Annotated in this window: 24 protein-coding genes and 5 tRNA genes; 3 read left to right on the top strand and 26 right to left on the bottom strand. The window is 41.9% G+C overall.

The features are described 5' to 3' along the window. Positions 1–155: 155 nt before the first annotated feature. The 20 genes from CSV64_RS06340 to acpS form a co-directional block, all read right to left on the bottom strand. Positions 156–229, bottom strand: a tRNA-Gly gene (locus CSV64_RS06340). A gap of 37 nt (positions 230–266) precedes the next feature. Next, positions 267–353 (bottom strand) — tRNA-Leu (locus CSV64_RS06335). Between the two features lie 78 nt (positions 354–431). Further along, a tRNA-Lys gene (locus CSV64_RS06330) sits at positions 432–507 on the bottom strand. A gap of 72 nt (positions 508–579) precedes the next feature. Next, a tRNA-Gln gene (locus CSV64_RS06325) sits at positions 580–654 on the bottom strand. Between the two features lie 52 nt (positions 655–706). Further along, positions 707–778: transfer RNA gene (locus CSV64_RS06320), tRNA-Glu, on the bottom strand. A gap of 257 nt (positions 779–1,035) precedes the next feature. Next, positions 1,036–1,488 carry a SprT family protein gene (locus tag CSV64_RS06315; protein WP_099633906.1) on the bottom strand — a complete coding sequence of 151 codons (453 nt, stop codon included), beginning with the start codon at positions 1,486–1,488 and terminating at the stop codon, positions 1,036–1,038. A gap of 14 nt (positions 1,489–1,502) precedes the next feature. Further along, positions 1,503–3,644, bottom strand: a complete 2,142-nt coding sequence (locus CSV64_RS06310; protein ID WP_099633914.1) for a Tex family protein — start codon at positions 3,642–3,644, stop codon at positions 1,503–1,505. A gap of 111 nt (positions 3,645–3,755) precedes the next feature. Beyond that, positions 3,756–4,352, bottom strand: coding sequence for a PP2C family serine/threonine-protein phosphatase (locus tag CSV64_RS06305; protein ID WP_099633905.1), 597 nt, complete (start codon positions 4,350–4,352; stop codon positions 3,756–3,758). After that, positions 4,352–5,137, bottom strand: coding sequence for an RNA polymerase sigma factor SigB (gene sigB, locus CSV64_RS06300; RefSeq protein WP_099633904.1), 786 nt, complete (start codon positions 5,135–5,137; stop codon positions 4,352–4,354). The genes CSV64_RS06305 and sigB overlap by 1 nt, the downstream gene beginning before the upstream one ends. Further along, entirely contained in the window at positions 5,112–5,585 is a 474-nt protein-coding gene (gene rsbW / locus CSV64_RS06295) for an anti-sigma B factor RsbW (protein ID WP_099633903.1), read from the bottom strand. The genes sigB and rsbW overlap by 26 nt, the downstream gene beginning before the upstream one ends. Continuing rightward, a complete protein-coding gene (locus CSV64_RS06290; RefSeq protein ID WP_099633902.1) occupies positions 5,572–5,913 on the bottom strand; it encodes an STAS domain-containing protein in 342 nt (113 codons plus the stop codon). The genes rsbW and CSV64_RS06290 overlap by 14 nt, the downstream gene beginning before the upstream one ends. A gap of 102 nt (positions 5,914–6,015) precedes the next feature. Then, positions 6,016–7,020 (bottom strand): PP2C family protein-serine/threonine phosphatase, encoded by a 1,005-nt coding sequence (locus CSV64_RS06285; RefSeq protein WP_199168433.1) that lies wholly within the window; start codon positions 7,018–7,020, stop codon positions 6,016–6,018. 13 nt (positions 7,021–7,033) lie between these two features. Further along, on the bottom strand, positions 7,034–7,435 hold the full coding sequence (locus CSV64_RS06280; protein WP_099633901.1) for an anti-sigma regulatory factor: 402 nt from the start codon (positions 7,433–7,435) through the stop codon (positions 7,034–7,036). Positions 7,436–7,437: 2 nt separating this feature from the next. Next, positions 7,438–7,800, bottom strand: coding sequence for an STAS domain-containing protein (locus CSV64_RS06275; protein ID WP_083034138.1), 363 nt, complete (start codon positions 7,798–7,800; stop codon positions 7,438–7,440). A 1-nt stretch (position 7,801) separates the two neighbouring features. Next, a complete protein-coding gene (locus CSV64_RS06270; RefSeq protein WP_099633900.1) occupies positions 7,802–8,629 on the bottom strand; it encodes an RsbT co-antagonist protein RsbRA in 828 nt (275 codons plus the stop codon). A gap of 187 nt (positions 8,630–8,816) precedes the next feature. After that, a complete protein-coding gene (locus tag CSV64_RS06265; RefSeq protein WP_029054722.1) occupies positions 8,817–9,167 on the bottom strand; it encodes a type II toxin-antitoxin system PemK/MazF family toxin in 351 nt (116 codons plus the stop codon). A 4-nt stretch (positions 9,168–9,171) separates the two neighbouring features. After that, a complete protein-coding gene (locus CSV64_RS17035; RefSeq protein ID WP_099633899.1) occupies positions 9,172–9,477 on the bottom strand; it encodes a transcriptional regulator in 306 nt (101 codons plus the stop codon). A gap of 156 nt (positions 9,478–9,633) precedes the next feature. Continuing rightward, positions 9,634–10,746, bottom strand: a complete 1,113-nt coding sequence (gene alr / locus CSV64_RS06255) for an alanine racemase (RefSeq protein WP_099633898.1) — start codon at positions 10,744–10,746, stop codon at positions 9,634–9,636. An 87-nt stretch (positions 10,747–10,833) separates the two neighbouring features. Next, positions 10,834–11,868 (bottom strand): LolA family protein, encoded by a 1,035-nt coding sequence (locus CSV64_RS06250; RefSeq protein ID WP_099633897.1) that lies wholly within the window; start codon positions 11,866–11,868, stop codon positions 10,834–10,836. A 95-nt stretch (positions 11,869–11,963) separates the two neighbouring features. Further along, the gene (gene acpS, locus CSV64_RS06245; RefSeq protein ID WP_099633896.1) at positions 11,964–12,320 is read right to left on the bottom strand and encodes a holo-ACP synthase; all 357 of its coding nucleotides are present in this window, start codon (positions 12,318–12,320) and stop codon (positions 11,964–11,966) included. 68 nt (positions 12,321–12,388) lie between these two features. On the opposite strand from acpS, the gene CSV64_RS06240 reads away from it, so the two are divergent. After that, positions 12,389–12,994, top strand: coding sequence for a rhomboid family intramembrane serine protease (locus tag CSV64_RS06240; RefSeq protein WP_099633895.1), 606 nt, complete (start codon positions 12,389–12,391; stop codon positions 12,992–12,994). A 177-nt stretch (positions 12,995–13,171) separates the two neighbouring features. Here the strand turns inward: CSV64_RS06240 and CSV64_RS06235 are convergent, their stop codons facing one another. The 6 genes from CSV64_RS06235 to CSV64_RS06210 all read right to left on the bottom strand — a co-directional run bounded on the left by CSV64_RS06235 (position 13,172) and on the right by CSV64_RS06210 (position 20,412). After that, positions 13,172–14,707 (bottom strand): PH domain-containing protein, encoded by a 1,536-nt coding sequence (locus tag CSV64_RS06235; protein ID WP_099633894.1) that lies wholly within the window; start codon positions 14,705–14,707, stop codon positions 13,172–13,174. Next, a complete protein-coding gene (locus tag CSV64_RS06230) occupies positions 14,700–15,179 on the bottom strand; it encodes a PH domain-containing protein (protein ID WP_099633893.1) in 480 nt (159 codons plus the stop codon). Before CSV64_RS06230 ends, CSV64_RS06235 begins: the two co-directional genes overlap by 8 nt. A 138-nt stretch (positions 15,180–15,317) precedes the next feature. Beyond that, positions 15,318–16,847, bottom strand: coding sequence for a degradosome RNA helicase CshA (gene cshA, locus CSV64_RS06225; protein WP_099633892.1), 1,530 nt, complete (start codon positions 16,845–16,847; stop codon positions 15,318–15,320). Between the two features lie 429 nt (positions 16,848–17,276). After that, positions 17,277–17,969 carry an alpha/beta hydrolase gene (locus CSV64_RS06220; protein ID WP_099633891.1) on the bottom strand — a complete coding sequence of 231 codons (693 nt, stop codon included), beginning with the start codon at positions 17,967–17,969 and terminating at the stop codon, positions 17,277–17,279. Beyond that, positions 17,966–19,336 (bottom strand): UDP-N-acetylmuramoyl-tripeptide--D-alanyl-D-alanine ligase, encoded by a 1,371-nt coding sequence (locus tag CSV64_RS06215; protein WP_099633890.1) that lies wholly within the window; start codon positions 19,334–19,336, stop codon positions 17,966–17,968. Before CSV64_RS06215 ends, CSV64_RS06220 begins: the two co-directional genes overlap by 4 nt. Positions 19,337–19,350: 14 nt before the next feature. After that, positions 19,351–20,412, bottom strand: a complete 1,062-nt coding sequence (locus CSV64_RS06210) for a D-alanine--D-alanine ligase (protein WP_099633889.1) — start codon at positions 20,410–20,412, stop codon at positions 19,351–19,353. A 217-nt stretch (positions 20,413–20,629) separates the two neighbouring features. Here CSV64_RS06210 and CSV64_RS06205 point away from each other — a divergent pair, with 217 nt between their 5' ends. Both CSV64_RS06205 and CSV64_RS06200 read left to right on the top strand, forming a co-directional pair. Then, the gene (locus CSV64_RS06205; protein WP_099633888.1) at positions 20,630–21,814 is read left to right on the top strand and encodes an FtsW/RodA/SpoVE family cell cycle protein; all 1,185 of its coding nucleotides are present in this window, start codon (positions 20,630–20,632) and stop codon (positions 21,812–21,814) included. 74 nt (positions 21,815–21,888) lie between these two features. Beyond that, a complete protein-coding gene (locus tag CSV64_RS06200) occupies positions 21,889–22,233 on the top strand; it encodes a zinc ribbon domain-containing protein YjdM (RefSeq protein ID WP_099633887.1) in 345 nt (114 codons plus the stop codon). Positions 22,234–22,263: the final 30 nt, after the last annotated feature.

Raw genomic sequence — 22,263 nt, 5'->3', positions numbered from 1 at the left:
CAAACTCTCCATAAGAGAAATTCGATTAGCTCGAGTTTCATTTGCTGGCATCAATTAAGATACTCATTTTGTTTGTGTCACCGTTAGGTGCACAAACTGTATTTCGTTAACGTTTTGCTGTTCAGTTTTCAAGGATCATTTTCTTTTAAAAATAATGGAGCGGGTAGGGAGAATCGAACTCCCATCATCAGCTTGGAAGGCTGAGGTTTTACCACTAAACTATACCCGCATAAAAGTTGTAATTATATTGTAATGGTGAGAATGTTTGGTGCGGTAAAGAGGATTTGAACCTCCACGGGGTTAACCCCCACTAGGCCCTCAACCTAGCGCGTCTGCCGTTCCGCCACTACCGCTTTGTTTCAGCGACAATTACTAGTATACACCTTCAGTTTAATAAGTCAAGAACTTTCTCGAAAACTTTTTAAAATGAATGGTGAGCCGTACAGGATTCGAACCTGTGACCCTCTGATTAAAAGTCAGATGCTCTACCAACTGAGCTAACGGCTCGTATTAAAATGAAAGGAACAAATCGTTCCAAATACCTTTGATCTCTCTAGTGCGTGTAACACGCAGTAAAAATGGCTGGGGTAGCTGGATTCGAACCAACGAGTGACGGAGTCAAAGTCCGTTGCCTTACCGCTTGGCTATACCCCATCAATGATAACCTACTATCAAATCTTCAGGGATTTGTTCGTTTTATTGAAAGTGACCCCTACGGGATTCGAACCCGTGATACCGCCGTGAAAGGGCGGTGTCTTAACCGCTTGACCAAGGGGCCTTTATTATATTGTCGCTTCAGCAAGTAAATCGTTTGTTGCGCTTGTCTTAGTCGACTTTTACTATTATAGACAGGGTCTTGCCATTCGTCAACCTTTTTAAGCAATCTTTTTAAAATAACTTTTCGATATGCTTTAAAACACTGATGCGACAACCTTTCCACTTGAAATATTCTTTAATGAAATTGCCTTCTTTCACTTCTGTTTGCCTAATTATATAAAAGGCATCCAATCGCTATGATTGAATGCCTTTTATGCCTTACTTCACTTTTGTGATCTCCCCAGCACATTTTCCACAGCGATATTTCGTACAATCCATTCTTCTACGCCTGGGATAATCTAACCCACAAGCTGTACAGCGATATAGATGGATGATTGTACTTTTCGCTCTGCGTTCCGTAAGCGGCTTGCAATGACGGGGGGAATTTGTCTCTTTAAGGAGCTCTTTAAAGTCTGGATCTCCATGTTTATATCCCTTACCTTCTATATGAAGGTGATAGTGGCAGAGTTCATGTTTAATGATCCCGACTAATTCTTCCTCATCATGAAGCTTAATAACTAACGGATTAATCTCTATAAAATGATTGCTTAATTTATAGCGACCACCCGTCGTTCGCAGTCTGCTATTAAAAATCGCTTGATGGACAAACGGCTTATGGAAGATTTCCAATGAGATCTGCTCAACCAGCTGCTGTAAATGTTCTTCTGACATGCTGATTCTCTCCTTTATTTCTTAAGAGGAAGCATAGATAATGCAATACGCCCTTTTTGACGATCGACAGAATCAATCCATACTGTAACAATGTCACCTGATGCAACTACATCTAATGGATGTTTGACATACCCATTTTTCATTTTGGATATGTGTACTAATCCGTCTTCTGAAACGCCAATGTCTACAAATGCACCGAAATCCACTACGTTGCGTACTGTTCCCTGCAGTTCCATTCCTTCATGTACATCTTTGATATCAAGTACATCCGCCTTCAATAAAGGCTGTGGATAATCGTCACGCGGGTCACGATTCGGACGCTGCAATGTCTGTATAATATCTTGCAACGTGATTTCCCCGACGTCTAGCTGCGTAGCAAGTTGTGGAATATCCACGTGTTCTAGAGCAGTCGTCGCTTCTTCTGTGCCGAGCTGGGATTTGTCGAGTTGCAACTCTTTCAATACTGCTTCCGCTACTTTATAACTCTCTGGATGAATGCCCGTCGAGTCAAAACGCTCTTTTGATTCTGGTATGCGCAAGAAGCCAATTGCCTGTTCGTAAGTTTTCGCACCGAGTCTCGGGACCTTTTTCAACTCTGTACGTTTCGTGAACTTACCTGCTTCCTCTCTTGCTTTTACAATGTTCTCCGCCACCGCTTTTGATAGACCAGAAACATACTGTAACAACGAAGATGAAGCAGTATTGACATTAACCCCCACCCGGTTCACCGCAGTTTCTACAACAAATGATAAAGATTCAGTCAGATTCTTTTTCGCTACGTCATGTTGGTATTGTCCTACACCAATAGATTCCGGGTCGATTTTTACGAGTTCAGACAGTGGATCTTGTAGCCTTCTCGCAATAGATACCGCACTTCTTTGCTCTACCTGCAGATCAGGGAACTCTTCTCGCGCTTTTGCAGATGCTGAATATACACTCGCTCCTGCTTCGTTGACAATTACGTAGGAAACAGGTTCGTCCACTTCTTTAATTAGATCAACGATGAACTTTTCTGTTTCACGTGATGCAGTTCCATTACCAATCGCAATAATGGATATCGGGTATTTCTTTAATAGATCCAGTATTACTTTTTTTGATGCTTCTTTCTGTGGTTTCGGTGGGTGAGGATAGATGACAGAGATATCATGAAGCTTTCCCATTTCGTCCACTACTGCCAGTTTACATCCCGTTCTGAATGCCGGATCTACACCTAGTACTGTTCTACCTTTTAACGGTGGTTGTAATAGAAGGCTACGAAGATTTTCCGAAAACACATGAATTGCCTGCGTTTCTGCTTTTTCGGTTAATGTCGTGCGTACTTCTCTTTCTATTGAAGGAGCGATTAATCGTTTAAACGAATCTTCTAACGCTTCTTTTATATACGTTGTAGATGAAGAAGGGTGTCGTTTTAGATACATACGCTCGAGATCCCCAACGATGCGATCTGTTGGGAAACTCACCCCTACACGTAATACATCTTCTTTTTCTCCTCGATTAATAGCTAAAACACGGTGAGGCACTATTTTACTGAGAGGCTCTTCATATTCGTAATAGTTTTCAAAAACTTTCCGTTCATCTTCCGCGCCTTTTTTTAGGACAGCCGTCAGTTTCCCAGAGGCCCATGTGATTTTACGGATTTTCTCACGCATCGTTGCGTCTTCCGATACTCTTTCCGCAATGATGAACTTAGCACCTTCTAATGCATCTTCAATTGTATGGATTTCTTTTTCAAGATTGATATAGGTTTGTGCCGCAGCTTCAATATTCGCTGATGACTGTTGCATTAATTGGTCAGCAAGAGGTTCCAAGCCATTTTCAATCGCAATCATCGCTTTCGTACGTCGTTTTTGTTTATAAGGGCGGTACAAGTCTTCGATTCGTTGCAATACCGTCGCACGCTCAATATCTGCCTTTAACGTGTCATCTAACTTTCCTTGTTCATCGATTAAACGCAAGACTTCTTCTTTCCGTTGTTCAAGCGACTTAATATAATGATAGGCATCTTCAATATCTTTGATCTGCACTTCATCGAGCGAACCTGTTGCTTCTTTTCTGTAACGCGCAATAAAAGGTACAGTGTTGCCTTCTTCCAACAGAGCGATGACACTTGCCGTTTGGCGTTTACTGATTCCCGCTCGGCTTGCTGTTGCTTCCATAAAATCCTTTGACAATTCAACCACCCTTTCTTCTTTCCATATAATAGCATGTTTCCAATGCAGTTTCCTTCTGCAACCATTTGTTTTCAGACACAAAAAAGCCGCTTCAACTTAATGAAGCAGGCTAGCTGCGATGAATGTCGCATCATCAGTATCTTCAATCGTACGTTCCACCTTTTTATACAATTGATAAGGAGTAGAGTTTTCTTGTAAGTACTTTTTAGGACTTCGCAAGTTTACGCCATCAGAATGAAGGAAGAACCGGTCGTTCTTATTATAAGGATATCTTTGTGTACGGGGCGACTGTGGTCGTCCAGAAAGATAACCCATTACCGGTAAAGGATAAATCATCTGACCATTTGATTGCAGAATATAGATACGGATGTTACCAACACAACTATATTCTAGGGTTTGCTGTTCGAAATACACTTTAACAATCCCCACTGCTGCACCACGTTTATGCAACATCTGTTTATTGCAGCGTAGTAACAAATCGTCAGGTGATTCATGATGATACAACTTTAAGACTTGTGGAATTATTTCAGCAGATTCTTTCGCTTCCGTTCCACTACCCAATCCGTCTGCAATCGCACATATGAAATAATCTTCTTCTGAATGAATGTAGTATGCATCCCCAGAATCTTTATTACCTTTTTTGGACTGTTGGTATATATATGCCTCTACATAGTCATTCTCAAAAGTTTCCACTAATTTGCACCACCGCTCGTTAGGATTACTTCTCGTAACTTCTTGATAGCTTTACGTTGCAATCTTGAAACATGCATTTGGGAAATGTCTAGTAATTCCCCAGCTTCTTTCTGGCTCATTTGATCGATATATGTATATTGGATAATCTGACGTTCGCGGTCACTTAAAACGTTCAGTGCATTCAAAACAAGCATGCGCTGATCTGTTTTCTCAAAACCCCCATCAGTCTCACCGATGATATCGAGCAGTGTAATGGTTCCACCTTCTGAATCCGCATCTAGTGTATGGTCAATTGACAGCGCCTGATAACTTCTGCCCATCTCCATCGCTTCAAGCACTAATTCTTCGTCGGTACCAAGATATTCTGCTATTTCATAGACCATTGGCGAACGTTGAAATTCAGTCGTTAACGTTTCAACAGCCGCTTTTATTTTAGGCCCTAACTCTTTGATTCTTCGCGGTACGTGAACAGCCCATGTCTTATCACGCAAGAAGCGTTTAATTTCCCCTATTATTGTCGGTACAGCAAACGCTTCAAAGTTCCGTCCTTGTTCAGGATCATATCTTCGAATCGCTCCTAGTAATCCGAGCATTCCGGCCTGGACGATATCCTCATGGTGAGATTGCCCACGGGAATATTTGCGCGCGATAGAGTGTACCAGTCGCTCATAATGCAGGACTAGTTGTGTTTGCGCATCGTCGTCATTATTCTTTTGATATTCATGTATCCATTTAAGGACTTGTTCTTTTGTCTCGCTGTCACGAGAAGACTGTTGATTTGACATGGTCCTCTCCCCGCTCTCTGCCCAAATATTTGGTCATGAAAACAATGACACCCTCCCCATGGTCAACTTTGACTTCATCCATTAAAGTTTCCATCAAGTAAAGTCCTAAGCCACCTTCTCTAAGTGGTGATTCCTCATTCCAATCTTGATAGGGTCCAATTTTTTTCTTTGTTTCTTCAAAATCAAAACTCTGACCATGATCCGTCACGACAATTTCCAAGCGGTCTTTATAAAGGGCGCATCCTAAAATTACTTCACCCGTTTTTTCATCATTGTACGCGTGTTGCACAGCATTCGTCACCGCTTCACTAGCAGCGATCTTCAAATCTTCAATTTCGTCGTATGTAAATCCAATACGACTCGCAAGACCAGATATAGCTAAACGTGCGACACCTACGTACTGGGCTTTTGCCGGAACTTTTATTTCGATATAATCAAACGCCTGCATTATCTTCGCCACCTTTAGATTGTTCTATCTCCATAATCTCACTGAGGCCCGTGATTTCAAACAATCGGTAAAGGCGTTGGTTTAGTCCTGTAATAACTAATTTCCCATTATACGCTTTCACTTCTTTATAGTATCCGACAAATACGCCTAGGCCTGTACTGTCCATGTAATTTACTTCGGATAGATCTAATTCTACTTCGATTCCTTCTACCAATTCTAATGTAGCCAAATGCTCTTTCAATTTTGGCGCTGTATATATATCAATCTCTCCGATAACTTTAAAGTTATGCACGAGATCTTTATCGACTTGCTCAACTTGTAAATTCATTTCGCCACCCCGATCGTTTTCTCTATTTTCTATGAATGTATAGCGTGATAATACCCACTACACACTCATTGTTTTATACCCAAACAAAATCTTTTTAAACCTTCATTTTGTTTTTTTCAAAATTACAAGTGTGAAATCATCATGCAATTCATAATTCTGCATTTTAGAAAGCTCGCTAAATAAATAGTCAACCATCGCTTGCGCACTTTCCGAACGCACTTCGCGCAATAAGTTTTCTATAACATTCATTTCAATGAAACCCTTATCGGTCCTAGTTTCAGTTACACCATCCGTCATAATCACAACAAAATCATTGTTTTCAAGACGTACTGTCCGTTCTTCATATACCGCTTCTTCTTGAACGCCAAGCAATAGTCCTTTGCTTTCTAGTAAACTGTAAGCGTCTTCTGAATCACGATAAAAAAGAGCCGGCTCATGTCCTGCCGAAGAATAGCGGAATACAGAGTTTTCCGTATCGTATTTTCCGTAAAACATGGAAATAAACATAGAATCAGCAATGCTCTGTTCTACCATTTTATTAATAAAGCTCAACACTTCAAAAGGATCTCGCTTCTCATATCGCAGACTATCCATACCAAATTTCACCATGGACATGTGCATAGCTGCAGACATGCCTTTTCCAATGATATCAGCAACTGCCAAACAAACTTCTTGTTCTGTTTCCTTTAGAAAGTATACATAGTCACCGTTCATTTGCTTCGATGGTCTGGAAATCCAACCTATGTCCAGACCCTCCAACACAGGAGTTGTCGTTTGCAACAAAGTATTTTGTACTCTAACAGCAATATCCATCTCTGTTTGAATAGCTTCTTGTTTGCGGATCAAGCTCTGATGCTCTTTAAGTGCTAAACCGTAATGAATCATCATTTCGATTAAAAAATCGAAAGACACGCTGACGTCGGCAGGTAGATCTTTAATTAACTCTTCAATAGACGTTTTATGAATACTGATGACATCTTCCGGTGCGATACTTTTTTCTATGAAGCTGCGGCTGAATTGCTGTCCCAAATAGAGATCTTCTTCTCCTTTGGAGTGCAGATAATTCTCCAGCATTTGCTTATACTGCTTACCCGCCTCTTGTGGCAATACCCTTCAACTCCTAGTGCAACCATTTAGTTGCTGTAATAGTGGTACCTACGCCCACTTCTGTTTCTACAGTAAAATCATCCATTAATCGTTTGACTCCCGGCATTCCTGCACCCAGTCCTCCTGAAGTCGTATATCCATCTGTCATAACTTTTTGCAAATCAGCAATTCCTGGTCCTTCATCAGAAGCAGTAATTAGTAAACCCACCCGTACACCTACTGTAATAGGCACAATTTCAATACGACCTTTTCCTGCGTAAAGATATATATTTCTTGCCAACTCACTAATGGCAGTCGTAATTCTAGCTTGGTCGACTGTCCCAAAACCCGTACTTTTCGCCTCATTACGGCCTAACTGTCTAGCGGCAACAATATCCCACTCTGTCTTGATCTCTATAGAAGACCTGTGTTCCATGGTCAGGCCTCCAATTCTCTAGTCAATTTCTCTAGCCCATTCTCTAGATCTAATGCAGTTGTCACGTTCTCTAAACGGATACCTAATTCAATTAGTGTGATGGCTACAGATGGTTGAATACCTGTGATGACAACTTTCGCCCCCATTAGACTTGTCATATGAATAACATCCCCAAGCACTTTTGCAATGAATGAATCAATGAAGTCGATTGGTGTCAAATCAATCACAACGCCCCGTGCAGACGTTTTATGCAACTGATTCAATAAATCTTCTTGGAATTGTAATGCCGTCTGATCATCAAGCTCCACTTGAATAGATACAATCAATGTGTCTTTTAGCTTTAGAATCGGAATTCGCATCTTCATACTACTTTTCCTCCTCCACAATTGTCCGACCTGTCATTTCAAGCGCTTTCTGCATACCTCTGCGCAACGTGCTTGTTGTTGAGAAATCTGTAAGGTTAATACCAAGCGTTACAATAGTCTGCGCAATTTCTGGACGAATGCCAACTAGCATACACTTTGCCCCAACTAAACGTACCGCGTCTGCCGCTTGGATAATATGATGGGCAACCATCGTATCGACTACAGGAACACCTGTAATATCAAGTAGCACGACTTCAGCACGCTGCTTAACAACGCCTTCCAATAAATTCTCCATGATCAATTTCGCACGCTCTGTATCGATTGTACCGACCAATGGCATGACAGATATCTTGTCGAATACCGGAATCAATGAAGCCGATAATTCTTGCAATGCAATCTTCTGCAAAATGTCCGTACGCTCCCACTTCGAAGAATATTCTTCTATGATGCTTTCTCTTAACGGATTGATCCAGTTTGAGAAGATAGTAATTCCTTCACGCAAGTTGGACTCTCGCAAAATCCCCGTTTCAAAGAACAGGTCATATACGACCGTAGAAAACGTATCTATAGCCTGATTGATAAATTTAATAGACCATCCAAAATGAATGATTTTCTCCGTGAACTCATTTAATCTTGCCTTGTCCACTTTTTCGCGGTACGAAAGATTAGACGTCATCAGTTCCGTAAATTCCCTACTAGTTGTTGCTACTACAGATGCCGGCATCAATTCCAGAAAACGCTCATCAGCATTCTCTTTCATTCCCTCTACCCAGCGTGCAGTAATTGTGTCTATATTCTCGGCTATACCTTTTCTCATGACTTCGTTCATCGTTATTTGTTCCTCCCTACATCTTCAGTTATCTCCATTGTATCGAATTTCCCTCCAAACTACATGTTTTTAATCATTTTTTCTCAAAAATACTATAAAAAAAACACTATAACCGGTTGGCTATAGTGTTTTAAGCAGCCATTACTTACTGGCGCCGTCTGCAATAAAAGTTATTAGGATATGTATGCTAAAATTTAATAAGCCCGAAGCTTACTTGTAAAGCTTCATCGACTTGTTTCATTAACGCATCGTCTAAGTGTGTTATTTTGTCTGTGAGCCTCGACTTGTCGATTGTGCGGACTTGCTCGAGCAGGATAACTGAATCCCGCTCGAATCCATGCCTGGCCGCTGTAATTTCGACATGTGTCGGCAATTTTGCTTTTTGTATTTGTGCAGTAATGGCTGCCACAATCACTGTGGGGCTGAATCGATTACCGATATCATTTTGGATGATCAGTACCGGTCTGGTCCCACCCTGTTCAGAACCGACTACAGGTGACAAATCTGCAAAAAAGACGTCTCCGCGTTTAATTGCCAACTTTTCATCCTCCGCTGACGCAACGTTCTACGGTATGCTGAGCTTCAAATTCCGCATATAAACATTCTGCCGCTATGTTGAGGTTGATTTGCGACATTTCCACATAACCTCTTTTCATGGCTTCACGTAATAGAGAAGCTTCACCATGTTCGATATGTTTCACATCTGTCATATAAACGAAATCTTCTTGCACTTGCTCCCATTGAAAGATTGCGTCTTCATTTTGCTGTTGCAATCTGGTTGAGGCTATACTAAGTATTCTTTTATCGTTTTTATCCGTACGCAAATCGAGCACCTCCGACAAACCCATCCCTCTATTTCTATATCATTTCTATCTTACCATTTATATTGGAATATGAAAAGACAAGGTTTGAAGTGTTTTGACAAGAAATACTAGTTTCGTCAGTAGAATGTCGAATCAAATGATCGTTGCGTCCTATATTTCGCCAGATAGTTTCGACCTTTTTTACGTATAGACTCTAGGTATCCGTGTAGAAATTGTTACAGCTAGTTCATAGGGTATTGTGTTTAGGCGTTCAGACCATTCCTCTAAAATTATTTCTTCGTTACCCTGTTTTCCAATCAATATTACTTTTTCGCCTTCAGGATATTTACGAGGTAATCGGATCATGCATTGGTCCATGCAAATAGTGCCGACAATTGGTACCCTCCTGCCATCAATTAGTACTTCCTGACCTTTAAGCGAACGCTTCAGCCCATCGGCATAGCCCACCGGTAATGTACCGATCCATTCTCCTTCAACCGCTTGATACGTACCGCCATAGCTAATCTCCTCACCAGCAGCCATCTGTTTCACGTAAGTTAACTCCGTTTCAATCGTCAATGCCCGTTCAAGCTTAAACGGCAACTGCTTTGCGACGGTATGAGACGGTGGTATGCCATATAAACTTATGCCAAAACGGACAGCATCTAAAGCATATTCAGGAAACACCAATGCTCCTGCGCTATTGGACGCATGAACGAGACGCGGTTTTTCTGGTAAACAATTCACTAGGCGCATGAATCGTTCAAACTGTCGACGCGTTGGTTCTTGGTTTTCTTCATCTGCACGTGCAAAATGTGTGAATACACCATCAATAATTAGATCGGACTGTTGAATACACTTCACCAATTGCGTGAACTCTTCTTCAGTCCGTACACCAATTCTACCCATTCCGCTGTCGATTTTTACATGAACCCTGCATTTATTATCAAATGGTTGTTGCGCAATCACTTGATTTACCCATTCCTCACTAGTGACCGTTAGAATAATACGATGCTGTGCCGCTACAGCAGCAAATGATACCGGTGAAATTCCCAGCACGAGAATATCGGCTGTCGGCTGTGTTTTCCTAAGCGTCATAGCTTCATCCGGGGTGGCAACAGCGAACATTTCTGCTCCCGCTTGTAATGCAGCGGAAGCAGCCTGCGCGACTCCATGACCATATCCATCTGACTTAACGACTGCGATCAACTTGGTTTCTTTAGGTAAATAAGAAATGAGGTGTTCTGCATTTTGTTTAATAGCTGCTGTATTAATAATCGCTCGTGTTGGCCGATATTGTGTTTCGTTGAACATTTCCTTCCACCTCGTTATTGGATAGACTGTTGCATGAAATAATTATCTATCCAAAGGCACAGTCTAGTCAATTGATTCAGTCGTTAATTACTTCGATTCTGTTGCCGTCATCGAATTTGCTACTGTAATCAGTTCTTCTTTGCTTAACATGTCAGATGCAACAAAGAACGCCATGCCATTTGCTTCCCAGTGAATAGATTGTTCTGTCAATGCTGCTACTGCAAAACCTAGATCAACCGGGTCACCTTCTATGGATACAGGCATTTCATTCAATGGCTTTTCAGCTGGTTCCTGAATCACAACATATTCCTTATCCCCACTAAATGTCATGATTACGCGCTGGCCATTCTCGATTTCCACGCTTTTCTCTTCTGACAGTGTCGTGCCTTGTAAATTAGCAACCGGATAGTAGGTTTGTTGATTTGCCTTAGCCTGATCTTCCCCATCACCTTCTGTTGCTTCTTCATCAGAATCCGCTTTATCGCCGTCCGCTTTCGGTTTATCCATTTCTACTTTATACTCAGCGACTTTATGCTCTACACCTAGGGCAATTTTATCAAACTTAATGGAGATCTTTTCTTCACCTGTTTCATCGTGGATCGTCACCTTATTTGGTAACAATGTCTTTTTATCGATATGAATTTTCTGAGTTGGTAAAAGTGACTTATGATTATTGCGCGTAGCCGTTTCAAAAACATACTCTTTTTCTTTTTCTTCCATGACCGCTGCCTTGTCTGCTTTAATATCTTCAGCAAGCGTTCCGATTAGATACCCCTGACTATTTTGTGCCGGCCAGTCACTTTGGAATTTGTACGTTTTTCCGAGTGACGGCGTAACTACGAAAACGCCTTCTTCGTTACGAACGATCATTTGTGACTCTTCATTCCCCGATTGCGTCACATTCACTTTGTAAAACTCCGGCTTAGTATGCCATACTTCCACATTGTACACCCGAGGCTCTGAACCTGTTTTGATTTCCATCGAAGCATTTAACTCATAACCTTTTGTTTCATTCCACTTATTACTAAGTTTCTTCATGACATCTTCTTTGGAGGGTTTACCGCATCCTCCTAGTACTAACATAACTGCGACAACTGTTAACAAGATAATTTTCTTCCGCATTCTTTTCATCCTTTCTCCAATCAATTCGGGTAGCTTATCTTATGAGAGGGATGAATCGATTATGCGAGCTTGTTTTAAATTCTATTTACATGCTTTCAGGATTCCAGTAAGACCACTTGTGCAGCAGCTACAGTTTGAGTATGCGTAATGCTAATAAACCCTTGAACCAACTGACTATGGAAGTACAATATAGGACGACCACTTGCTTCCGACATGACTTCAATGTCCAAAAAACTGCAATCTGCTCCGATTCCAGTACCCCGCGCCTTGGAGAATGCCTCTTTGGCAGCGAATCGTCCCGCCAAGTATTCAATTTTACGGTGCCCACTCAGTGTTTCATAAACGCATAGTTCTCTTTCAGACAATATTCGTTCTCTGAATTTAGTGTTACGGCCATCCAAACGGGCTACGCGATCCAATTCCACGATGTCTAATCCAATTCCTTGAATCAAAATGAACAACTCCTTTCCCTTCAAGTTAAATAATATGTATAATCAGTACAGAAGATTGAGGTGAAACCATGTTTATACGAACGGAAAATTTTTCACAATATGTTCGCGCTTATCCTGTCGTGACATTTTTGCTTGCCCTGAATATCGGGATATTTATCTATACATTGATTCCCGGCATTGGTGATCAGCTCTTTTTATTCGGCTTGGGAGATAACTTGCTCATTGCGAACGGAGAGTATTGGCGCTTACTAACCCCCATGTTTTTGCATGGTGGCTTCATGCATCTACTATTTAACATGTTCTCGCTTTTCGTTTTCGGACCAGAGCTTGAGAAAATCGCAGGGAAAGCGCGGTTTATTACAGTGTATATGTTAGCCGGCTTGTTCGGCGATATCGCAACATACTTCATTCAACCCGTCGCTTATACGCACGTCGGTGCAAGTGGTGCGATTTTCGGTGTGTTTGGTGCTTTTGGCGCGCTTGTGTACTACACGAAGCATGCTTTCCCACAGCTGAGACAAGTTATTTTACCGATTATCGTCATTAGTGTTGTGATGACGTTTGTAGGGACGAATATCAACGTGACGGCGCATATTGCAGGGCTGATCACAGGCTTCCTAATTGGATTGAGCTTCTTCAACCCGAAGAACATTGTCAGTTGGCGAAAAAAATAGCGTTATGCAAAGTCAGACTGGGATTATCCTAGTCTGGCTTTTTGAATGGAGAATCGCGTGCAAGGTAACTCAGTAAGGACAATGGGATTTCCACTCCAGCTGAGGGACGCTTTTGAAGCGGCCCCTCCTTCTTCATCTGTTTGTATACTTTCATTTAGACCCAAAAGCCAGACAGGTTTATTTGTCTGGCTTTGTTTGTGATTCTGCGCTTTCTGGATGGAACTCATACCAAGAGAGGAACTTTTCTGCGTCCTCCTGAGGCATATGACGAATAGATGGGGCATCGAGTGTCATTCCAGATTTCACATTGGCCGTAATGGTTGCAACCTTTTTCCTCCGATGGAAGTAATTTTGATCTAACTCCATGGACTGAATACGATTCTTCTCCGTAAATACCGTCTGCCGGCTAATTGTGCGAAAACGCATCGTCAACTGCTTCGGCAAGATGGTATAGGCTGCTGTCTTGTATTGCCAAATACCGTGTAATCCTACCAATGGCAACAGTAGTAACGTCAGCAAGCCGTACGGGAAGAAGTTATACGAAATAACCGCTATCGGAACTAGTGTCACAAGTAATTTAAAACGATAGTAGAAACGTTTTCCTCTTTTGTCAATTCTCTCTGTCGGTTCACTGAAATCTATATTCGGAAATAGCTCCTGCAATGGTTCAATGATGCTGTTTTTCTTCGCAAGCGGGAAAAGTTTGATTCGTGAACCTTCTCCTACTCCCCCTGCACTATTGATGATGACCGCTCCATAACCGAACAGCTGACGGATAGGATTTTCAGTAATCGTGATATTTTGCACACGTTTCAACGGCACAGTAACCCGCTTCTTCTCGAGCAACCCTCGCGTGATGACTAAATCATCTTTTTCACGCATGACTTTGAAATCATAATTCGCAAGGAACGTCATCGCGACGGATAGCAACCAAACAACGAGGAAGCCGAGTGCCACTAAAATCGCGATGACGAAGACACCGATGCGAATGAATGATTTCAGCTCCCCAAACAACCAGTCATATGGAATAAGTTCTTCAATTTGCGATAGGAATACGATCACACCAGATAAAATAACCCCAATTCCACCTGAAGTTGTGGCAAGCATAAGCAAGTTGCCTGTCGTCATAGAGAAAATTACTGGAGCTGGTTGTTGTACCACCTGTACTTCTTCCTCTGGCTCCTTAATCAATTGCCACTCTGTTTGGTCTAATAAAGCCAGTTCCGGCCCTATAATACTTACTTTTTTCGACTGTTTAATTTCTTTTTCAATCTGTTGTGCCGCTTCTTTCGTAATTGCAGTTAATTCGGCTTCTGCATCTTTACCAGAAGACGAACCCGCTGTTTCTATTTTAACTTTAACTAACTGAAACGGTCGGTGAAAAATACCTTCTGTGTAATCTAGACTTTGAATACGGTCGAATGGAATGTAACGCTTCTTTCTGACAAACAAACCCGATTCAATACGTAATTCTTGATCTTCAAACCAGTAATCAAAACGACGCCATTTCACAATTCCCGAAACTAACGTGAATATGATTAGTACACCAAACAAGATCAACGTCCAATACTGGATATACCACGGCGCTGTACTTTCTCCTTTGAAACCATTCACGAAAACCAAGATGACGAACGGCCCAATCAAATCTTTCAAAGCTTTCGCTGTCTCGACGACAGCTGATATCCAATGAAGTTTATAACGTTGCTCAGACATCATCTTTCGCCACCCTTGCAAACGTGGAAATACGGTTGCGCAGTTCATCTGCCTCTTCCGTCACGAGCGCAGGAATGGAATGATTAGTCGCTGCAGTAGAGATTGTGATGGAAGCTAGACCGTACTTACGTAAAATGGGTCCTTCCGCTGTATCCACGTGCTGTACGCGCACCATCGGAATGAGTGTACGATTGACGATGAATAACCCGTGTTGAAGCTCAATTTCCGCTTCACGCACTTCATAACGCCAGCGTTGCCAACGAATTTTCGGGAATAAATAAATTGATAAAAACGCATGCAATAGTACAACTATTGTAACGACGATCATAATCCAAATCGGCCAATCAAAAAAATATGATAAAAAACCTAAACCGATTGCGATTGCCAGTATAATTACGCTTTGAATCGTTCCATATAATCGCCAAACTGTTAATCCTTTTCTGGAGATTTGATTTGAAGGTTGTTGTCTCATAGGCCCACCTCTTTTCGAATTTCTACTCATATATACGCACCAATCATGAAAACGTTTCATTCTAATCGATCATATCATATTCACGACAAAAAAATCCGGGCTGCTATAATGCAGGCCCGGATTTCCCATTTTGTATTCTTATCTTTCTGAACGAGTGCTACTGCTACGTCTTGATGCGCCGTCTCTTCTTGCGCCATCACGAGGTCCGCTACTACGTCTACTTGATCCGCCAGTTGCTGAACCGCCACCGCTTCTGCCGCGTCCACCTTGAGAACGTCCGCCGCCACCGCTACGATTGCCGCCTTTATAGCCGCCACCACCAGAACGTGATGAAGAAGGTCTGCGTGAAGGTAGTGGACGCTCTTCTGAAATACTTACAGGCGTCTCATCAACATCTTTAGTCAATGACTTAAGTGCTGCTGCTACAATTTCTTTTGCATCATGCTTCTCAAGCAATTGTGCTGCTAATCCAGCATAATCCTCTGAGTTTTTCTGCTCAATTGTTTCCACTAATGAATCCACTGCATTTTTCTTCTGTTCAAGCAACGCTTCATCAGAAGTTGGTGGACGTAATGGTGTCATACGCTTCTTAGTCGTTTCCTCAACGATACGAAGGTAACCCATTTCACGTGGCGTTACGAATGTAACTGCAACTCCACTTTTACCAGCACGGCCAGTACGACCGATACGGTGAACATAGCTTTCCGGATCTTGTGGAATATCGAAGTTGTAAACGTGTGTTACGCCTGTGATATCCAAACCACGTGCAGCTACGTCTGTTGCTACGAGTACATCAATTTTATTGTCTTTAAACTGACGCAAAACTGACATACGTTTTGCTTGTGTCAAGTCACCGTGAATTCCTTCAGCAATATAGCCGCGGATACTTAGTGCATGAGCCAACTCATCTACCCGGCGCTTTGTGCGTCCGAATACGATAGCCAATTCAGGCTGTTGAACGTTCAACAATCTTGATAGCACATCGAACTTCTCACGTTCATGAGATTTTACGAAGAACTGCTCAATATTCTCAACAGTCATTTCTTTTGATTTGATTTTTACCATTTCTGGGTTTTTCATGAAAGTTTCTGCAATTTTACGGATTGGAGCAGGCATAGTTGCTGAGAATAGCAACGTCTGACGCTCAGCCGGTACGCTTGCAAGAATTGTGTTGATATCTTCGATGAATCCCATGTTCAACATTTCATCCGCTTCATCCAAAACAAGTGTTTGAACGTGATCAAGCTTCAATGTTTTACGGTTGATATGGTCCAAAATACGTCCCGGTGTACCGACAACAATATTTGGATTATTACGAAGTGCACGGATTTGACGTCCGATTTCTTGTCCGCCATAAACGGAAAGAACTTTCGCACGGCTACCGTAGCCTACTTTATAAATTTCTTCTGATACTTGAATTGCCAATTCACGTGTTGGTGCAATGACCAACGCTTGAACTGCAGTGCTCTTTGGATCCAATTTTTCAATGATTGGAATACCGAATGCTGCCGTTTTACCAGTACCTGTTTGTGCTTGCCCGATTACGTCGCGGCCTTCCATACCAAAAGTGATTGTACCCTCTTGGATTGGTGTTGCCTCTTCAAACCCCATGCGTAGCAAAGCGTTTTGTGTTGTTTCACTAATATTCAATTCTGAAAACTTCGTCAAAATATTCATTCTCCTTTATTTCTCCATTTGACAATTGGTTACATCTGCAAATGAAAGCGCGGCAAATTCGAGCCATGTACTTTGAAAGTTGGGAGCGTTTCCGATATATCCATCTCTGGTTTATAAAAAGAATCTCCTAGAAGGATTCTTGTGGTTGAGAGGGGTCATATCAATTACACCTATCGTAATTGCGTCCAGATTTTTATACAGCACAATGTAAAACCCGTGACATACAAGGAAAGCTCGGTCCTTGCCGAGCGGTGAAAACAGCAAATCATTGCTAGTTTGCCTACTAATCACCGTTTTATTCAAAAAAAAGTACTCTCCGTATAATATAACGGTAGAGTGCCGTGTAAATGTATCCAATTCCTTTCATCATTCTACCATGGCTTACACGAGACTGCAACGAATCCGCTTAAGTTCCATTAATCAGTCTTCGTTCATGAACTTCAGTACTTTCGCAAACCATACATGGCGATCTTCGCTATAACAAATATGGTGTTTCCCATGTTCAGAATAAATCAGATGTTTTTCTTTCGAGCCGAGTTTTTCGTATAGGTAATCTGCCGTGAATGCAGGAACAATACCATCTTGCTTCCCTTGCACGATACAAACAGGGGTTTTGACTTGATGGTGATACGGTCGCACTAAGCGAACGACGCGTAAAAACTCTAGCGCCACACGAACAGGAGTATTTGTCAGCTTATAATTATACAGATGATAGAACGAGTCGGGAGGATAATCTTTGTGTCTTAAGCTCCTCATCATGATCCTCGCGTCTTCCAATAAAATACGCGGACTAATATATTTGGCCGCAGCACTTAATAAGATAAGCTTTTTTAATGGATAGCGTAACGCCAAATACATGGCGATTAAGCCGCCCATGGAGAAGCCGACGACTATGACGTCGTCCACTTCTTTTTGTAGTCTTCTCAATTCTAATTCCGCGACCATCATCCATGATTTGGCTGTGCCCCTCTGTACGCCCCGATCCATTTCATGCCCCGGTAAAACAGGTACTGCTACCTTCCAATCTGTATGATTCTGTAGAAATCTTTTGAATGGGGCGACTTCAAAAGGACCACCAGTGAATCCATGAATGATGAGAACGCCTGTCGTCACAATTTTTCCTCTACGAGCAACTTTATGATCCGTTCTAGCTTCATTCCTCTAGATCCTTTAAACAGCACCACTGTCTGATCCGACAGTTTCGGGCGCAATGCATCTGCTAGTAACTCCGTATCGTTCGCCGTCCACATGATATCTCCTGGATAATCCTTCAATTGCTCCGACAACCACTTCATACGTGGTCCAAATAGCGCGATGCCATTTACGTTCATTTTCTTTAGTTCGTCCGCGAGCTCTTCGTGGTAACGCTGTTCATCGGTACCAAGTTCAAGCATATCGCCTAATACGAGCCACTTGTTTTGTTTGACGGCTGTTTCATCGATAAAACGGAACGCCGCACGCATAGAAGTAGGTGCTGCATTGTAGGCATCATTAATGAGTAATGAACCGTTTTTACCAGCTATAGGTTGCATACGCATATCCGTTAATGTCGTTTCACTTAATGACTCTTCAATTTGTTGTTCCGTTAGATCTAACTCTTTTGCGATCATAATCGCGGCCAGTGCATTCTTTACTTGATGAGAACCATATACAGGAATGGTAAACTGTCCTTCCAGCTTACCGTTTACAGTGAATGAACTACCTTTATCGGTAGATATAATTTGTTGCACAGTCAAATCTGCTTGTTCATAGCCAAATGACACATTGCGCAAACTCGGCTGTTGATGTACTAATTCATTTAATAACGGTTCGTCACCATCATAGAGCAACACACCGCCACTCACGAGACCGTCGATGATTTCAAACTTCGCCTTTGCAATTCCTTCACGAGAACCAAGGTCTTGCATATGCGCCTCACCAATATTCGTTATGACTGCAAACTGTGGTTTAGCAAGCGTTGATAGGAAAGAAATTTCTCCATAGCCGCTCATTCCCATTTCAAGAATCGCAACCTCCGTGTCGTCTTCGACAGCTAATAACGTTAGTGGCAAGCCGAGCTCATTATTGAAGTTTCCTTCCGTTTTTTTAACTTTGCGATAAGGTGACAATACCCCCGCAATCAGATCCTTTGTCGACGTTTTACCATTCGATCCTGTAACTCCGATGATAGTACACGTCAATTCACTTCGATAACTACGGGCCATTTGCTGTAGTGCGAGCTCTGAATCCTCGACGAACAACAGTGGTATATCTGCGGGCGGATTAGGTTCATCTTTCAGCCAAAGTGCAGCGACTGCACCTTGCTCAATTGCCCCATTGACGTATTGATGGCCATTTACTTGTTCTCCTCTAAAAGGGATGAACAAGTCACCTGCTTGCACATTTCGTGAATCAATGCTGACACCTGTAACAAGTTGCTCTGCGATATGCTGCCCTTCCGCCTGAAGCCATTTCTGGATCATTGATAGATTTCGTTTCACGTTACTTCCTCCACTCAGTCCATTGTATATTGCAGTTGTTGTTTTTCTGTATGGCGTTCTATTGCCAATTCAATTAGCTGATCGATCAATTCGGGATAAGTCAATCCAGATTTCTGCCATAGTAACGGGAACATACTTGTCGGTGTGAAGCCAGGTAATGTATTCACTTCATTGATCAATACTTCATCGTCTACCGTGACGAAAAAGTCTGCTCGTACGAGTCCTGAACAGTCTAAAACTTTAAATGCACGGATTGCCATGTCTTTCATATGCTCTGCGACTGCACCGGGCACTTCAGCTGGAATAGATAATTCCGTATTTTGGTCTTTATATTTCGCTTCATAGTCGTAAAAGTCAGCAACCGGACGGATTTCCCCCGCTACCGATACTTTAGGATAATCATTACCAAGAACCGCCATTTCAATCTCACGTGCCATAATTCCTTGTTCCACAATAATTTTGCGGTCAAATTTCAATGCCAACTCAATCGCTTTTTTAAGCGACTCGCGATCATCTGCTTTACTAATGCCAACGCTCGATCCAAGATTCGCAGGTTTAACGAACATTGGATAAGAAAGTTCTTGTTCCGCCTGATCTAATAATTGCTCCGCATGTTCTTTCCACGTACTGCGAATGAAATGGACATATGCAACTTGCGCTAATCCCGCTTGAGCGAATAATTGTTTCATTACAACTTTATCCATACCTGCTGATGAAGCGAGTACTCCGTTACCTGCGTATGGAATATTTAAGACTTCAAATAAACCTTGTACTGTTCCATCTTCCCCGTTCGTTCCGTGAAGAAGTGGCAAAATGACGTCGGGCATATCCCCTTGCAAAAAACTTTCAATATGATCAGGCTTTGGTTGTTCATTTTTCAGACGTAATGTCTCAATATCTGTAACCGGCCCAGTCAACGGACTACCTTTTAACCATTCACCTTGCATCGTTATATAGATTGGTAACACTTCATATTTATCTAAATCAAGCGCCTCTGTTACTGCGCGCGCTGTAGAAAGCGACACTTCATGCTCTGCGGATTTCCCGCCATATACTAAACCTAACCGTCTTTTCATGTAATCTCCTCACATTCCGTAGTTTTCATTCATACAGTTTACCATGAATAGAGCCAATTCATGAATGAAAAACCAACGTTCTTCATTCTTTTTACTTCTCGTAGAAACCAATCATTTCACAACTCGTCTATTAATGGGTGTACTTCTTAAAAAGTTTTGCGATATAATAGGTATTTATAGTAAGAGAATACTAGCTTAAGAAAAGGTGAGTTCATAATTGAAACAAACAAACAGGCTAGGTGAACGATTCGACTGGACACTTGCCTTTATCATTTTGCTTTTCGCGATTGTCAGTTTTTTCGTCATTGGATCCGCTCAAACCTCTGAGCAATATACACAGAACTTCGTTTTAAAACAAGTGAGATGGTATATACTCGGTTCTTTCATCGTAGCGATGGTCATGTACTTTGAACCCGATCAATATAAAAAGTTCGCTTGGTATTTCTATGGCTTTGGTATTTTCTTGTTGGTTTTTCTTATGTTAGCTCCCGGCGGTCCAGGCCAAATTGCCGAAATGCGCTACAGCGCAAAACGATGGTTGCATTTGCCTGTCATTGGGACAATCCAGCCTGCCGAGTTCATTAAGACATTCTTTATTATCGGACTTGCCAAGTTGGTTAGCACGCATAACGAACGCTCGTTAAACAGAACCTATGCGACAGACCTTGTATTACTCGGTAAAATCGCGCTGATGCTTATCGTTCCGTTGTTTCTCATCATGAAGCAACCCGACCTCGGAACTTCACTCGTCTTCATTTCGATTACTGCTGCCATCGTCATTGTTTCGGGAATATCATGGAAAATACTCGTGCCTGTCTTTTCATTTGGAGCGGCAGCAGCAGGAGGCATTCTTTGGATGTCTTTGTTCGCACAAGACATGCTCGACAAATTCGGGTTTTCACCTTATCAGTTCAAACGTGTCTATTCTTGGCTCGATCCGTACTCTTACCCGACTGACGAAGGGTATAACTTGATTACTGCGATGACTGCAATAGGCTCAGGACAACTGACAGGTAAAGGTTTTCTAGAACGCGTTGTGTACATCCCTGAGAATCACACGGACTTTATCTTCAGTGTAATAGGAGAAGAATATGGTTTTATCGGCGCTTGTTTGGTAATCACGCTATATTTCATTTTAATTTACCACTTAACGAAAGTTGCTCTTTCTTTGCATGATCCGTTCAGCGTGTATGTTTGTACGGGCGTCATTGCAATGATCGCGTTCCACGTATTTGAAAATATTGGCATGAATATTCAGCTGTTACCTATTACAGGTATCCCTCTCCCATTCATAAGTTATGGGGGAAGTTCTTTATTTAGTAATATGCTGGCGATCGGCTTAATTTTCAGCATGAAGTTCCATCAGCGAACGTATTTATTCGATGCGGATGACAATGATTAACCGTAAATGAATACTGCCTCCCTTTCCGAGCCTTCACAAATTGTGTAGAATGTATAGGAAAGGGAGGTTTTTTTATGTCAACTTTACCAAATTGTCCAAAATGCCAATCCGAATACACTTATGAGGATGGGAACCTTCTCGTTTGCCCAGAATGTGCATATGAATGGACACCTGGATCGATGGAAGAATCCGATCCATCAGGTATGCCGGAGATCAAGGACGTAAATGGCAATGTGTTGCGGGATGGAGATTCTGTGACAGTCATTAAAGATTTGAAAGTAAAAGGAAGTTCCAACGCTTTGAAGATGGGAACGAAAGTGAAAAGCATTCGCTTAGTCGACGGTGACCATAACATCGATTGTAAGATTGATGGATTTGGCGCAATGCAACTAAAATCGGAGTTTGTGAAGAAAATTTAAAACATAAACTAACGCAAAAAGCTCATCCTC

Origin of the sequence: Sporosarcina sp. P32b (assembly GCF_002743335.1) — a bacterium.
Classification (GTDB): domain Bacteria; phylum Bacillota; class Bacilli; order Bacillales_A; family Planococcaceae; genus Sporosarcina.
The sequence above is the reverse complement of the archived record's forward strand: the minus strand, read 5'-3'. Positions and strand labels throughout refer to the sequence as shown.

Coding starts and splice junctions, on each gene's coding strand:
- CSV64_RS06200 (WP_099633887.1), top strand. CDS start 21,889: ATGTCAACTTTACCAAATTGTCCAAAATGCCAATCCGAATACACTTAT.
- rsbW (WP_099633903.1), bottom strand. CDS start 5,585: ATGCAGGCGTTTGATTATATCGAAATAAAAGTTCCGGCAAAAGCCCAG.
- CSV64_RS06315 (WP_099633906.1), bottom strand. CDS start 1,488: ATGTCAGAAGAACATTTACAGCAGCTGGTTGAGCAGATCTCATTGGAA.
- sigB (WP_099633904.1), bottom strand. CDS start 5,137: ATGTCAAATCAACAGTCTTCTCGTGACAGCGAGACAAAAGAACAAGTC.
- CSV64_RS06235 (WP_099633894.1), bottom strand. CDS start 14,707: ATGTCTGAGCAACGTTATAAACTTCATTGGATATCAGCTGTCGTCGAG.
- CSV64_RS06210 (WP_099633889.1), bottom strand. CDS start 20,412: ATGAAAAGACGGTTAGGTTTAGTATATGGCGGGAAATCCGCAGAGCAT.
- alr (WP_099633898.1), bottom strand. CDS start 10,746: ATGTTCAACGAAACACAATATCGGCCAACACGAGCGATTATTAATACA.
- CSV64_RS06310 (WP_099633914.1), bottom strand. CDS start 3,644: ATGGAAGCAACAGCAAGCCGAGCGGGAATCAGTAAACGCCAAACGGCA.
- CSV64_RS17035 (WP_099633899.1), bottom strand. CDS start 9,477: ATGGGTTTGTCGGAGGTGCTCGATTTGCGTACGGATAAAAACGATAAA.
- CSV64_RS06230 (WP_099633893.1), bottom strand. CDS start 15,179: ATGAGACAACAACCTTCAAATCAAATCTCCAGAAAAGGATTAACAGTT.
- CSV64_RS06275 (WP_083034138.1), bottom strand. CDS start 7,800: ATGAAGATGCGAATTCCGATTCTAAAGCTAAAAGACACATTGATTGTA.
- CSV64_RS06290 (WP_099633902.1), bottom strand. CDS start 5,913: ATGAATTTACAAGTTGAGCAAGTCGATAAAGATCTCGTGCATAACTTT.
- CSV64_RS06250 (WP_099633897.1), bottom strand. CDS start 11,868: ATGCGGAAGAAAATTATCTTGTTAACAGTTGTCGCAGTTATGTTAGTA.
- CSV64_RS06270 (WP_099633900.1), bottom strand. CDS start 8,629: ATGAACGAAGTCATGAGAAAAGGTATAGCCGAGAATATAGACACAATT.
- CSV64_RS06240 (WP_099633895.1), top strand. CDS start 12,389: ATGTTTATACGAACGGAAAATTTTTCACAATATGTTCGCGCTTATCCT.
- CSV64_RS06280 (WP_099633901.1), bottom strand. CDS start 7,435: ATGGAACACAGGTCTTCTATAGAGATCAAGACAGAGTGGGATATTGTT.